Below are 13,106 nucleotides of genomic sequence, written 5' to 3' on the forward strand. Positions count from 1 at the left end.
TCGCGAGCACCGCCTCATACCGGCAGCGGCGCCGCCTGCTGTTCGAGTAACGTCCACCCACCCTGCCCGTCCACCTCCAGCCGATGGCTGTGCAACTGCGCCAACGTGCTGCGATGCCCCACACTCACCAGCACCGCCTGCGGCATCTCGCTACGCAGCAGTGCATACATCCCATGCTCCAAGCCCTCGTCCATCGCCGAGGTGGACTCATCGAGAAACACCATCTGCGGCTGGTTGAACAGCACCCGGGCAAAGGCCAGGCGCTGCTGTTCACCCAACGACAAGATACGCGACCAGTCACAGCGCTCATCCAGGCGTTGCGCCAGGTGCGCCAGGTTCACCTGACGCAAGGCCTGCTGCGCGCGCGCATCGTGCGCAGGCGAGGCTTCGCCGGGGTAAGCGATAGCCGTACGCAAGTCGCCCAACGGCAGGTACGGGCGCTGTGACAAGAACAGCGCCTGATGCCCCAACGGCCGGTGCACGCTACCGTCGGCGTACGGCCATAGCCCGGCCAGGGCGCGTAACAGCGTGGTCTTGCCGCTGCCTGAAGGGCCTTTGATCAGCAACGCCTGGCCGGCCTGCAAGTGCACGTTCAGGTCGCTGATCAGCGCATGACCGTCCGGGCGCCTGACCTGCAACGCACTAATGACCAACGCACCGGACAACGCTTCGGCGTGTACCTTGGGCAGTGCGGCGGCTTGCCGGTTGGCGTCGAGAAAATCGGTCAGCCGGTCCAGGGTGGCACGGTAGCTGGCAAAGGTGTCGTAGGATTCGCGGAAGAACGACAGTGAATCCTGCACCTGGCCAAACGCCTGGGAGGTCTGCATCACGTCGCCCAGCTTGATCGCACCGCTGAAAAAACGTGGCGCCTGCAAGATGAATGGAAACACCACCGCCACTTGGCTGACCCCAAGGTTGAACCCGCTGAACTTGAGGTTCCGGTATACCAGCGCCCAGGCGTTGCCTATCAGCGCGAAAAACCGTCCAAGCAACGTTCCACGCTCGACCTGCGCGCCCTGGTAGAACGCAATGTTTTCGGCGTTCTCGCGCAAGCGCATGAGCGCATAGCGAAAGTTGGCCGTGAGTTGTTCATTGAGAAAATTCAGGCGGATCAGTGGCTGACCAAGGCGGAACGCTATCCAGGTGGCGATCAGCACATACACGTACACCGCGAACACCATCGCCCGAGGCACCTCGACCCCCGCCACCGTCAAAGGCGCCGACAGGCCCCAGAGGATCCCGGTGAACGCCACCAACGACACCAGCGCGCTGACCGCACCCAAGGCCAACGACAGCGAACCGCTGACAAACGCGTTGATGTCCAGCTCGATGCGCTGGTCGGGGTTGTCTACCGGCTGGGCGAGGAACTGGCCACGGTAGTAGGCGTCGCCGCGCATCCAGTCAGCGCTGAGGCGTTCGGTCAACCAGACCCGCCAGTGGATGTTGAAGGCCTGGGTCAGGTAGAAGTTGAACAGCGCGCGCAGTACATGGATGCTGGCCAGCACCGCGAACACCCCGAGCAGGTACCAGAACGCGCTTTGGTCAAGGCCCTGCAAGGCGCTGTAGAAGCCGTTGTACCAGAACGAGAACAGCACCTGCAGGCGTACCGCGAACAACGCCAGCACCAGCAGCAGCGCGAACCCCAGCAACGGCCGCACACTGCGCCGGACACTGAAATACGGCCCGGCCAGTTGCCAGAACTGCCGCCCCCAGCGGGTATGCCGCGCGGCAAGCCAGGCGGCGGCGGTAAAACTGACGAAGGTGATCAAGGTGGCAATCGCCAGCCAGCTCAGGCTCTCTTGCAGGGCCTGGTGCCAGTTCATGTGCATGATGAGGTGTCCGTGCCGGGGTTTTCGCGAGGTTAGCACCGGCAAGGGCAAAACCCGGCGAACATGACGGACATTTCATTTTTTCGCCAGGCCAGCCCGCGCCCACGGTTCATGCCGGGCGCGGGCGACCCCGCGAGGGCGGCGCAGCGGGGCGGCTAGCTCAAAGCCTCCTTGACCTTCTCATCCACCCCGTCGCCCGGATGGCGCTCGATCCACTCACCCAACTGCCTGAGCATTGCCGGGGTCCAGAAGCTCTTGAGGTGCTGGCGCACGCCCTGCACCGCCGTGGCGCGGTCCGGTTCGCTGTCGAAGTAATGCGCGATCTGATTGGCCATTTTCACCAGGTTGTCGTCGCTCATCGGTGCACCTGCTCCTTGTCTTCAGCCTGGCGCCGCTGCTCCAGCAAACGGCGCTGTTCGTCACTGAAGCGCTGGTAACGCTTCTGCCATTGCGAGGGTTGGAACACCTTCGCCACCTCCACAGCGGTGACTTTGTATTCCGGGCAGTTGGTGGCCCAGTCGGAGTTGTCGGTGGTGATCACGTTGGCCCCGGACTCGGGGAAGTGGAACGTGGTGTACACCACCCCCGGCGCCACCCGGCTGCTGACCTTGGCGCGCAACACGCTCTGCCCTGCGCGACTGGACACCCCGACCCAGTCGCCCTCCTGGATACCACGGCTTTCGGCGTCGCTGGGGTGGATTTCCAGGCGGTCTTCAGCGTGCCAGGCGACGTTGTCGGTGCGCCGGGTCTGGGCGCCGACGTTGTACTGGCTGAGAATGCGCCCGGTGGTCAGCAGCAGCGGGTAGCGGCCATTGACCTTCTCGTCGGTGGGCACGTACCCGGTCAGCATGAAACGCCCCTTACCCCGCACGAACTGCTCGATGTGCATGGTCGGCGTGCCATCGGGCGCGGTGTCGTTGCACGGCCATTGCAGGCTGCCGTGCCGATCCAGCTCGGCGTAGCTGACCCGCTGGAAACTCGGCGTCAGGCGCGCGATCTCGTCCATGATCTCAGACGGGTGGCGGTAGTGCATCGGGTAACCCAGGGCATTGGCCAAGGCCATGGTGGCCTCCCAGTCAGCCTTGCCGGCCAACGGCTCCATCACCTTGCGCACCCGCGAAATACGCCGCTCGGCGTTGGTGAACGTGCCGTCTTTTTCAAGGAACGAACTGCCCGGCAGGAACACATGGGCAAACTTGGCGGTTTCGTTGAGGAAGATGTCCTGCACCACCACGCATTCCATGGCCAGCAGCGCTGCGGTGACGTGCTGGGTGTTGGGGTCGCTCTGGGCGATGTCTTCGCCCTGGCAGTAAAGGGCCTTGAAGCTGCCGTCGAGCGCAGCCTCGAACATGTTGGGAATGCGCAGCCCAGGATCAGGCTGCAACGTCACGCCCCAGGCCTGTTCGAACGTGCTGCGGACGCTGTCGCCAGAAATATGCCGGTAGCCGGGCAACTCATGGGGGAACGACCCCATGTCGCACGAGCCCTGCACGTTGTTCTGCCCGCGCAAAGGGTTCACCCCGACCCCTTCGCGGCCGATGTTGCCCGTGGCCATGGCCAGGTTGGCGATGGCCATCACCGCGGTACTGCCCTGGCTGTGCTCGGTCACCCCCAGGCCATAGTAGATGGCCGCATTGCCGCCCGTGGCGTACAGCCGGGCGGCAGCGCGAATCTGCTCGGCCGGTACACCGCACACGGGCCCCAACTGTTCGGGCGCATTATCGGGCTGGGCGACGAAATCGCGCCAGCGCTTGAAGTCTTCGGTTTCGCAGCGCGCATCGATAAAGCCCTGATCCAGCAGCCCTTCGTTGACGATCACATGGGCCAACGCATTGAGCATGGCCACGTTGGTCCCTGGGCGCAGTTGCAGGTGCAGCTCGGCACGGGCATGCGGCGAGTCGACCAGGTCGATACGCCGCGGGTCGATGACGATCAGCCGCGCGCCCTGGCGCAGGCGGCGCTTGAGCTGAGAGCCGAATACCGGGTGCGCATCAGTGGGGTTGGCACCGATCACCAGCACCACGTCGGCGTGCATCACCGAATCGAAGCTCTGGGTCCCGGCAGACTCGCCCAAAGTCTGCTTGAGGCCGTAGCCGGTCGGCGAATGGCAGACCCGCGCGCAGGTATCGACGTTGTTGTTGCCGAATGCGGTGCGCACCAGCTTCTGAACCAGGTAGGCCTCTTCGTTGGTGCAGCGGCTGGAGGTGATGCCGCCAATCGAGTCGCGCCCGTACTTGAGCTGAATGCGACGCAGCTCACCGGCGGCATAGTTCACCGCCTCGTCCCAGCTGACCTCTTGCCACGGGTCTTCCAGGCGCTTGCGGATCATCGGCTTGGTGATGCGCTCGGGATGGGTCGCGTAGCCCCAGGCGAAACGCCCTTTCACGCAGGCATGGCCGTGGTTGGCGCCGCCTTGCTTGTCCGGGACCATGCGCACCAGTTGGTCGCCCTTCATTTCGGCACGCAGCGAGCAGCCCACACCGCAATACGCGCAGGTGGTGACCACAGCGCGCTCGGGCTGGCCGAGGGCGATCAGACTCTTCTCGCTCAAGGTGGCCGTCGGACAAGCTTGCACACAGGCGCCGCAGGAGACGCATTCGGAAGCTAGGAAATCCTCGCCCCCGGCCGCCGCCACGCGCGACTCGAAGCCGCGACCGGTGATGGTCAGGGCGAAGGTGCCCTGGATGTCTTCACAGGCGCGCACACAGCGGCTACAGACGATGCACTTGCTGGGTTCGTAGTCGAAGTACGGATTGGAGACGTCCTTGGCCTCGGCCAGGTGGTTGGCGCCATCGTAGCCGTAGCGCACCTCGCGCAATCCGACTTGCCCGGCGACGGTCTGTAGCTCGCAGTTGCCGTTGGCCGAGCAGGTCAGGCAATCGAGCGGGTGGTCAGAAATGTACAGTTCCATCACGTTGCGCCGCAGATCAGCCAGGCGCGGGGTCTGCGTGTTCACCACCATGCCCTCGGCCACCGGCGTGGTGCAGGAGGCCGGGTAGCCGCGCATGCCCTGGATTTCGACCATGCACATGCGGCACGAGCCAAAGGCTTCGAGGCTGTCGGTGGCACACAGTTTGGGGATGGCGGTGCCGAGCAAGGCGGCCGCGCGCATCACCGACGTGCCCGCCGGTACGCTGATGACGCGCCCATCGATGGTCAGGCTGACCTGCACCGCGTTGCTGCGTGCGGGAGTGCCCAGGTCGGTACCAGGGTCGAAGTACTGGATCATGGTGCGGCCTCCAGGCCGAAATCGGCTGGGAAGTGCTTGAGGGCGCTGGTCACCGGGTACGGGGTCATCCCGCCCATGGCGCACAGCGAGCCGTATTGAAGGGTGTCGCACAAATCGCGCAGCAGGCTGGCTTGGCTGTCGCGATAGGCCGGGTCGGTGCTGGCGATCAGCCGGTCGATCACCTCCACCCCTCGGGTGGAGCCAATGCGACATGGCGTGCACTTGCCACAGGACTCTTCCGCGCAGAACTGCAGGGCGAAGCGGGCCATGCTAGCCAGGTTCAAGGTGTCGTCAGCCAGCACCACACCACCGTGGCCAAGCATCGCGCCCAGCGCTGCGAACGCTTCGTAGTCCAAGGGCGTGTCGAACTGCGAGGGCGGCACCCAGGCGCCCAACGGGCCACCGACCTGCGCCGCCTTGATTGGCCGACCGCTGGCAGTGCCGCCACCGTAGTCCTCGACCAGCTCGCGCAAGGTCAAGCCAAAGGCACGCTCCACCAGCCCGCCGTAGCGCACGTTACCCGCCAGTTGGAACGGCAAGGTGCCCAGCGAGCGGCCCATGCCGAAATCGCGATAGAAGCTCGCGCCACGGGCCAGGATGATCGGCACCGAGGCCAGGGTCAGTACGTTGTGCACCAGCGTCGGCTGGCCGAACAACCCCTCCAGGGCCGGCAGCGGCGGCTTGGCACGCACCTGTCCGCGCTTGCCCTCGATGGACTCCAGCAACGCGGTTTCTTCACCACAGATATAGGCACCGGCGCCTACCCGCACTTGCAGGTCGAAGGCCAGCCCCTTGCCCGCGACATCCAGGTAACCCGCCTCGCGCGCCAGCACGATGGCCTCATTGAGCACGCGAATGGCGTCGGGGTACTCCGAGCGCACATAGATGTAGCCCTGACTCGCCCCGACGGCCAGCCCGGCGATGAGCATGCCCTCGATCAGCAGGAACGGATCGCCTTCCATGAGCATCCGATCGGCGAAAGTGCCCGAATCCCCCTCGTCGGCGTTGCACACCACGTACTTCTGCACGGCCGAGGCCTGGCGCACGGTACGCCACTTGATACCCGCCGGAAACGCCGCGCCGCCGCGGCCACGCAGCCCTGAATCGAGTACGCTGGCGACCACCTCCTCGGCCTCAAGCAACGACGCCTTGCGCAGCCCCTCGAAGCCGCCGGTGGCATGGTAATCGTCCAGTGACAATGGCCGGGTGATGCCGGCACGGGCGAACAGCAGGCGCTGTTGGCTTTTCAGGTAAGGCATCTGCTCGACCGGCCCCAGCGCCAGCGCATGGGGCGTACCCTCGACCAGCGCATCGAGCAGGGCTGGCACATCCTCGACGGTCACTGGGCCGAATCCGAGCCGGCCTGCGTCCGTGTCCAACTCCACCAGCGGTTCGAGCCAGTACAGGCCACGCGAACTGGTGCGTTGGATACGCAGCGGCAAGTGCCGATGCTGCGCTTCGCGGACCAAGGCCTCGGCCACCTGATCGGCACCCACCGCACGGGCGAGCGAATCGCAGGGAATGCACAGGTTCAGCATGCCTTGGCCTCCTCGCGGCAGCCTTCGACCAGCGCCCGCAGACGCTCGGGGGTGACCCGCGCGTACAACTGGCCGTCCAGCTCAAGGGCTGGCGAGCAGGCGCAAGCCCCCAGGCAGTAAACCGGGCGCAGGCTGAGGGCACCATCGTCACTGGTGCCATGGTCGTCCAGGCCCAGTTGCTCGCGCAGCTGCGCAGCCAGGGCCTCGGCGCCACGGCTCTGGCACGATTCGGCTCGGCACAGGCGCAGCGTGTGGCGGGCTGGTGGTGTGGTACGGAAATCGTGGTAGAAGCTGATCACCCCACGCACTTCGGCGAGGCTCAGGTTCAGGGCATGGGCGATCTCGCCGACGGCCACGTCGGGGATGTACCCGACACCGGCCTGAATGGCGTGCAGAATCGGCAACAACGCGCCGGGAGTGGATCTTTCATGATCCAGCACACGCTGGATCAAGGGCAGGTGGTTCAAGTCATCAGGCATACAGCAGACCTCGGCAGCCCGGGCCGGCCCGTCTGGCGGGCAGGTGTCCGGCGGGTTTCAGCTGCGGTGCATCGCCGTCTCACGGTGAGCGATAGCGAGCACCCTCGTACGCCGCCGGCCATGCGTCTGGATGCGCGCGGTCCGATGGCATCCTCAAAGCATGGCAGGTCTTTGCCGGGTTGGTAGTGCGGTGGCGACCCGGTACGTTCTGAAACCGACGACAGGGCCAGCCTGTCGCTGCCATCAGCCAGCCGCAAGCGGCTGGCTGATGGCCGGTCAACTTAGCCTTGGACAGCCGAATGGCGCGGTTTGACGAAGGACTTCTTTTCGGTGATGTAGGTATGGTCGGCCGGGATGCTCTTGTTGACGAAGCTCATGGCCCCGATCACCACGTTGTCACCGATTTCGATGCCGGTACCGATGATGCAGCTGTTGGCACCGATGTCGACGTTGTCACCAATGATGATCGGCGCATCGCCCTTGCCATCAATGCCGATGGTGGTGTTCTGACGGATCTGGAAATGTTTGCCGATACGCACGTTGCGGGTGATCACGATACCCATGCCATGGCCCACCGCCAGCCCTTCGTCGATCTGCGCACCGAGCATGATCTCGGTGCCGTGACGGCTGATCAGACCATTGTTGATGCCTTTGGCAAACGACATCAGTGTGCGGCTGCCGGTACGCGACAGGTGATCGGCCAGGCGAAACCAGAACAGAAAGTGCGACTCGCGGCTACGCCGCACCCGGCGCCACAGACGCAGCCAGGAGAACGGTTTGTCCAGTCCGCCCAGGACTTCGACGTGCCAGTAGTGTTTGAGGGGCTTGCGCTGCATGGGGTGTCCGGGGCGAATAAGGGCTGATAGGGAACCAGGTAAGGCGGCGTATAGCCGCGTTAAACCCGGTAATGGCGCGGCTGCATGGTAGCGGCGGTGCCGCAGCATGGCAAACGGCTGGTACCGCGACGCCCCGGCGCCAGCGGCCTGCCGGGTGATGAAGCAGCGATTGAGGTCCAATCGGTCAATCGGTATTGAACTGCAACGCCGCCAGCCGCGCATACAACGGGCTCTGCTCGATCAACTGACGGTGCGTGCCCATGGCAACCAACTGCCCATGCTCGATCACCGCAATGCAGTCGGCATGCTGCACGGTCGCCAGGCGATGAGCGATGACCAGTGTGGTTCGCCCGGCCATCAGTTGCGGCAAAGCCTGCTGGATCAGGTGCTCGCTTTGCGCATCCAGGGCGCTGGTCGCCTCGTCCAACAACAGGATCGGCGCGTCCACCAGCAACGCCCGGGCAATCGCCAGGCGCTGGCGTTGGCCGCCTGACAAGCCGACCCCACCCTCCCCCAGCGGCGTCTGGTAGCCTTGGGGCAACTGGGTGATGAACGCATGCGCATGGGCACTGCGCGCCGCCGCTTCGACCTCTGCCAGGCTCGCCTCGGGCCTGCCATAGCGAATGTTGGCCTCCACCGTGCCGCGAAACAGCGCCGGCTGCTGGGCTACCAGGGCGAACTGGGCACGCAGTTCGGCCAGCGTGAGGTCGGTGATCGCCTGACCGTCGAGCAGGATGCTGCCGGCCTGAGGGTCGTAGAAGCGCAGCAGCAGGTCGAACAAGGTCGACTTGCCGGCTCCCGACGGCCCCACCAACGCCACCGTCTGGCCCGCGTGCACGTGCAAGCTCAGACCATCGATGGCCGCCACCCCAGGCCGCGACGGATACGCAAAGCGCACTTCGCGCAGCTCGATCTCGCCCCGTGCGCGTGCGCCATTGAGTGAGAGCGCTGTTGCTGGCGCAACAATCGCGCTGCGCGCCGCCAGCAGCTCGGCGATACGCTCGGCGGCGCCCGCCGCGCGTTGCAACTCGCCGATCACCTCGCTCAGGGTGCCGAAGGCGCTGCCGACGATCAGGCTGTAGAACACGAACGCCGCCAGTTCCCCGCCACTGATACGCCCGGCGATCACATCCATGCCGCCGACCCACAGCATGACCGCCACAGCGCCCAACACCAGCACGATCACCAAGGTGATCAGCCAGGCACGCTGGGCGATGCGCCGCCGCGCCACGCTGAACGCTGCCTCCACGGCAGTGGCGAACGACAGTCGGTCGCGTGTCTCGTGATTGTAGGCCTGCACCGTCTTGATCTGGCCCAGGGTCTCGGCCACATAGCTGCCGACATCGGCCACGCGGTCCTGGCTCTGGCGCGACAGGCTGCGCACGCGCCGGCCGAACAGCAGGATCGGCGCCAGCACCAGGGGCAAAGCCAGGACCACGATGCTGGTCAGCTTGGGGTTGGTGATGAACAACAGGATCACCCCGCCAATCACCATCAACGCGTTGCGCAGGAACATCGACAGCGACGAGCCGATCACCGATTGCAGCAGCGTGGTGTCGGCGGTCAGTCGCGACTGGATTTCGGAGCTGCGATTGTCCTCGAAGAACCCAGGATGCAGGGTGAGCAGGTGATCGAACACCGCACGGCGAATATCGGCCACGCAACGCTCGCCAATCCACGACACCAGGTAAAAGCGCGCGAACGTCCCCATCGCCAGCGCCACCACCAGCAACATGAACAGGCCAATGGTCTGGTTGAGCTGGTGCGCCGAACCGGTCATGAAGCCCTGATCGACCAGCAGCTTGATGCCTTGGCCCATGGACAGGGTGATGCCCGCGGTGACCACCAGCGCCAGCAAGGCCAGCAGCGCCTGGCGCCGATAGGGACGGATGAACTGCCAGCCCAGGCGCAGGGCGCGGCGTTGGCGGGGAGAAACCGGATCGGGCATGGCGCTGAACACCTGACGCTGGAAAACGCCAAGACTACCACTGGTCCAGGTCCGCGGAACCCGCGCAGCGGCTACGGCGTCGCAGCACAGGCCAGTCGGCGTGCGCGGTCGCTATGCACATTCGATCTAATGGCTCACTGGAGCTTTGCCGCGCTTTCTGGTGCACTGTCCTGGCCGTGGTGTGCACAAGGACCTGTCACAGGCCAGTCACGGCGCAGGGTTATCCTGAAGCTTGAACCTGAAGAGGAGACCGTCCATGAGCTTGCAGCAAGGTAACGACAGCAACACCGCCGCTAAACGTGCGCCATCGCAGGTCTGCGGTTCGATCATCGACGCCCAGGGGCGCGAGATTCCAATCACCGAGCAGATGATCCAGAAGGCCTGCAAAGAGCTCGAAGCGAGCCGGGTGAAGAAAGTCCAGAAGGGCTGAGGCCAGAATTGATTGCAACCCGGCGCTTGCGCCGGGTTTTTATTGCCTGGTGCAAAGCCTGCGGCCCAAGCGCAGCGGCTCGGCGTTCAGGCCTGCACGGCGCCCAACGCACTCAGCACCTGCGCCAGTTGCGCCGATTCGCCACGCAGGCGCACAGCCAGCCCCTCGATTTCCCGCCGCACCGGGTAGTGCTTGCGCAGCAGGTCGAATGCCGCTTTTTGCTCGGCCGGGTTCTCGCTCAAACTGCGCCGAAAATCCGCATCATCCCGGCGCGGGTCGTACACCGCGCGGCATACAGTCGCCAAGACCCATGCTGGATCCGCGTCAGCGTGCAACTCGATCTGCGCCAACGCCTGTGCAGGTAGCAGATCAGCCAGTTGCACCTGTTCCGGCCGCCCCAGCACGCGGCACAGCGCCTGGTAGATCTGCGCGGTGCCGCGCTGCTTGCCATCGAGGCTGTAGCCGGCGATGTGCGGGGTGGCCAGTGTGCACAGATCGGCCAGTTGCAAGTCGACCTGCGGCTCGTGTTCCCACACATCCAGAACTGCGTGCACATCTTCCCGAGCGAGCAACAGCGTGCGCAAGGCAAGGTTGTCCACCACCGGACCACGGCTGGCGTTGATCAGCCAGGCACCCGGGCGCAGACGCGCCAGGCGCGGTGCATCGAGCAAGTGCCAGGTGGGGTGTTCGCCACCGCGCTGCAACGGCGTGTGCAGGCTGATCACATCACACTGCGCCAGAATCGTCTCAAGACTGACGAAATCGCCGCCCTCTTGCGCCTGGCGCACCGGGTCGCACACCAGCACCTTCCAGCCCAGACCGTGCAGCACCCGCACCAGGCGCCCACCGACCTCGCCGGCCCCCACCACGCCGTAGGTTTTGCGGCCCAGGTCGGCGCCTTCAAGTTCGGCCAGGGTCAGCAGGCTGCCAAGCACGTAATCGACCACGCCACGGGCATTGCACCCCGGTGCACTGCTCCACTGGATACGGGCCTGGGCAAAATAGTCCAAATCCAGGTGGTCGGTACCGATGGTGCAGGTGCCCACGAAACGCACCCGGCTGCCTTGCAGCAGTTGCCGATCGACGCGGGTCACCGAGCGCACCAGCAGCACGTCGGCGTCCTTCACGCAGGCGGCGTCGATGGACCGGCCAGGGTAACGGCGAACCTCACCGAACCCGGCGAAGAAGGCATCGAGCAGGGGGATGTTCTCGTCGGCAACTATCAGCATGGCGCTCTCCTGTCAGGGGGAGCGCAGTGTAGCGCGATCGGTGCGGCTCAGTCGGTCTTCTTGCGGATCCAGTACAGGTAGGTGCCAGCCTCTTCCTGCTGCCCGACCAGCTCATGGCCAAGGAAAGTACAAAACTTGGGAATGTCGCGGCGGGTCGAGGGATCGGTGGCGATCACCTTGAGCAGGCCACCGGCGACCAGGTCGCGCACGTGCTGATGCAGCATCATCACCGGCTCCGGGCAGTTCAGGCCAGTGGCGTCAAGAATGGCGTCAGGGGTCAGTTCGGTCATGCAGCGCTCCGCAAAATTCGGGTCATTGGGGATCTCAACGCGGTTTGAGGTCGAGCCGGCGCAAGTGGCAGGTCACCTCCTCGCGATCGTGGTACAGCTGCTTGCAGGCGATCGACACCTTCACCTTGCGCGCTTTGAAGCCTTCCTCGATACGCTCGAGCAGCTTGCGCACCTCGGCATGGCGCTGCTTCATCGGCAGCTTGAGGTTGACCACCGCCTCGCGGCACAACCCCTCGCCCAGCCAGGTCTCGATCAACGAGGCGGTGCGCGCGGGTTTCTCGACGATGTCGCAGACCATCCAGTCCACGGTCTGCTTGGGCTTCCAGGTGAAGCCATCGGCCATCAGGTGGGTCACCAGGCCTGTGTCCATCAGGCTCTCAGCCATCGGTCCGTTGTCGATGGCGGTCACCAGCATGCCGCGCTTGACCAACTGATAGGTCCAGCCACCTGGCGATGCGCCCAGGTCAACGCCGGTCATGTCGTCATTCAGGCGTTGATCCCACTGATCGCGGGGGATGAACTGGTGCCAGGCTTCTTCGAGCTTGAGGGTTGAGCGGCTGGGCGCCTCGCGGGGGAACTTCAGGCGTGGGATGCCCATCGGCCACAGCGCCGAATTGTCTGACTCGGCCAGGCCCACGAACACCCGGCGCCCGCTGATGAAGGTCAGCAGCAGGCGTGGCTGACGCGTGTCGTTGACCAACCGGCCGGCTTTCTCCAGCGCCTTGCGCAGGGGCACCTCGAACTTGCGACAGAACGTCGACAGTTCCTTGCCCTCGTTGCTGTCGAGCACCTCAAGCCACAGGCTGCCGCACACCGGCAGCTCAGCCAGGTGCTCCAGCAGCACGCTGATGCGGTCGCTCTCCGGCAGCTCCAGGTAGGTGCCACGGGCCCACTGGCGAGGAAAGATCAGCTGGGCGAAACGCCGCTCACGCATCAGCCGCTCGGCAGCGTCCGGCTCCAGGCCAACGAACTCGGCGCAGGCACTCTGCGGCTTGCTCCGGGCGTAACCGGGCACGCCCAATTGGGCGGCGTGTTCGCTGATTTCGGCGCAGACCTCGCCTTCGAAGCCGGGTCGGCAATGCATGAACAGGGTATTCATTTCTCACTCCACATCACTGGCGCAGAGCGCGCCAGGGCGGCGAATGATAAAGGAAGATCGGAACCTGCGACACGTCCCGCCGGTCCAGAACAGGGGCGGCCCCGGTAAATGGGGCTACCCTGACTGTTCAGCCAGGTCCGTGCCGTGCGGACCGATCCAGAGCGGTGGCACCGGAACACCGAAGCATTGCCGGGCCACC

Annotated in this window: 11 protein-coding genes; 1 reads left to right on the plus strand and 10 read right to left on the minus strand. The window is 65.0% G+C overall.

All coding sequences use genetic code 11. The annotated features are described in order from the left end of the window. Positions 1–14: 14 nt before the first annotated feature. The 7 genes from FEM01_RS18495 to FEM01_RS18525 all read right to left on the minus strand — a co-directional run bounded on the left by FEM01_RS18495 (position 15) and on the right by FEM01_RS18525 (position 9,859). On the minus strand, positions 15–1,829 hold the full coding sequence (locus FEM01_RS18495) for an ABC transporter ATP-binding protein/permease (RefSeq protein ID WP_138220919.1): 1,815 nt from the start codon (positions 1,827–1,829) through the stop codon (positions 15–17). Between the two features lie 155 nt (positions 1,830–1,984). Then, entirely contained in the window at positions 1,985–2,188 is a 204-nt protein-coding gene (locus FEM01_RS18500; RefSeq protein WP_138220920.1) for a formate dehydrogenase subunit delta, read from the minus strand. After that, positions 2,185–5,058: a formate dehydrogenase subunit alpha gene (gene fdhF, locus FEM01_RS18505; RefSeq protein WP_138220921.1), complete on the minus strand. Its 2,874-nt coding sequence runs from the start codon at positions 5,056–5,058 to the stop codon at positions 2,185–2,187. Before fdhF ends, FEM01_RS18500 begins: the two co-directional genes overlap by 4 nt. Continuing rightward, on the minus strand, positions 5,055–6,596 hold the full coding sequence (locus FEM01_RS18510; RefSeq protein WP_138220922.1) for a formate dehydrogenase beta subunit: 1,542 nt from the start codon (positions 6,594–6,596) through the stop codon (positions 5,055–5,057). The genes fdhF and FEM01_RS18510 overlap by 4 nt, the downstream gene beginning before the upstream one ends. Continuing rightward, positions 6,590–7,075, minus strand: a complete 486-nt coding sequence (locus FEM01_RS18515; protein ID WP_138220923.1) for a formate dehydrogenase subunit gamma — start codon at positions 7,073–7,075, stop codon at positions 6,590–6,592. The genes FEM01_RS18510 and FEM01_RS18515 overlap by 7 nt, the downstream gene beginning before the upstream one ends. Before the next feature lie 281 nt (positions 7,076–7,356). After that, positions 7,357–7,911, minus strand: a complete 555-nt coding sequence (locus FEM01_RS18520; RefSeq protein WP_138220924.1) for a serine acetyltransferase — start codon at positions 7,909–7,911, stop codon at positions 7,357–7,359. Positions 7,912–8,095: 184 nt separating this feature from the next. Next, the gene (locus tag FEM01_RS18525; protein WP_138220925.1) at positions 8,096–9,859 is read right to left on the minus strand and encodes an ABC transporter transmembrane domain-containing protein; all 1,764 of its coding nucleotides are present in this window, start codon (positions 9,857–9,859) and stop codon (positions 8,096–8,098) included. A 256-nt stretch (positions 9,860–10,115) separates the two neighbouring features. Here FEM01_RS18525 and FEM01_RS24215 point away from each other — a divergent pair, with 256 nt between their 5' ends. Then, positions 10,116–10,289 (plus strand): PA1571 family protein, encoded by a 174-nt coding sequence (locus FEM01_RS24215; protein WP_171030990.1) that lies wholly within the window; start codon positions 10,116–10,118, stop codon positions 10,287–10,289. Between the two features lie 86 nt (positions 10,290–10,375). Here the strand turns inward: FEM01_RS24215 and pdxB are convergent, their stop codons facing one another. Genes pdxB through rlmM form a run of 3 tightly spaced genes read right to left on the minus strand, consistent with a single transcriptional unit; the run spans position 10,376 to position 12,907 of the window. Beyond that, positions 10,376–11,518 carry a 4-phosphoerythronate dehydrogenase PdxB gene (pdxB, locus tag FEM01_RS18530; RefSeq protein ID WP_138220926.1) on the minus strand — a complete coding sequence of 381 codons (1,143 nt, stop codon included), beginning with the start codon at positions 11,516–11,518 and terminating at the stop codon, positions 10,376–10,378. Between the two features lie 47 nt (positions 11,519–11,565). After that, positions 11,566–11,808, minus strand: coding sequence for a sulfurtransferase TusA (tusA, locus tag FEM01_RS18535; protein WP_138220927.1), 243 nt, complete (start codon positions 11,806–11,808; stop codon positions 11,566–11,568). Between the two features lie 34 nt (positions 11,809–11,842). After that, positions 11,843–12,907 carry a 23S rRNA (cytidine(2498)-2'-O)-methyltransferase RlmM gene (rlmM, locus tag FEM01_RS18540; protein WP_138220928.1) on the minus strand — a complete coding sequence of 355 codons (1,065 nt, stop codon included), beginning with the start codon at positions 12,905–12,907 and terminating at the stop codon, positions 11,843–11,845. Positions 12,908–13,106: the final 199 nt, after the last annotated feature.

Source organism: Pseudomonas mosselii (assembly GCF_005796105.1).
Lineage (GTDB): Bacteria > Pseudomonadota > Gammaproteobacteria > Pseudomonadales > Pseudomonadaceae > Aquipseudomonas > Aquipseudomonas mosselii_C.

What these genes read in the sequence shown, in the direction of transcription:
- fdhF (WP_138220921.1), bottom strand. Translation starts at nt 5,058, where the DNA reads ATGATCCAGTACTTCGACCCTGGTACCGACCTGGGCACTCCCGCACGC.
- FEM01_RS18495 (WP_138220919.1), bottom strand. Translation starts at nt 1,829, where the DNA reads ATGCACATGAACTGGCACCAGGCCCTGCAAGAGAGCCTGAGCTGGCTG.
- pdxB (WP_138220926.1), bottom strand. Translation starts at nt 11,518, where the DNA reads ATGCTGATAGTTGCCGACGAGAACATCCCCCTGCTCGATGCCTTCTTC.
- FEM01_RS18515 (WP_138220923.1), bottom strand. Translation starts at nt 7,075, where the DNA reads ATGCCTGATGACTTGAACCACCTGCCCTTGATCCAGCGTGTGCTGGAT.
- FEM01_RS24215 (WP_171030990.1), top strand. Translation starts at nt 10,116, where the DNA reads ATGAGCTTGCAGCAAGGTAACGACAGCAACACCGCCGCTAAACGTGCG.
- FEM01_RS18520 (WP_138220924.1), bottom strand. Translation starts at nt 7,911, where the DNA reads ATGCAGCGCAAGCCCCTCAAACACTACTGGCACGTCGAAGTCCTGGGC.
- tusA (WP_138220927.1), bottom strand. Translation starts at nt 11,808, where the DNA reads ATGACCGAACTGACCCCTGACGCCATTCTTGACGCCACTGGCCTGAAC.
- rlmM (WP_138220928.1), bottom strand. Translation starts at nt 12,907, where the DNA reads ATGAATACCCTGTTCATGCATTGCCGACCCGGCTTCGAAGGCGAGGTC.
- FEM01_RS18500 (WP_138220920.1), bottom strand. Translation starts at nt 2,188, where the DNA reads ATGAGCGACGACAACCTGGTGAAAATGGCCAATCAGATCGCGCATTAC.
- FEM01_RS18525 (WP_138220925.1), bottom strand. Translation starts at nt 9,859, where the DNA reads ATGCCCGATCCGGTTTCTCCCCGCCAACGCCGCGCCCTGCGCCTGGGC.
- FEM01_RS18510 (WP_138220922.1), bottom strand. Translation starts at nt 6,596, where the DNA reads ATGCTGAACCTGTGCATTCCCTGCGATTCGCTCGCCCGTGCGGTGGGT.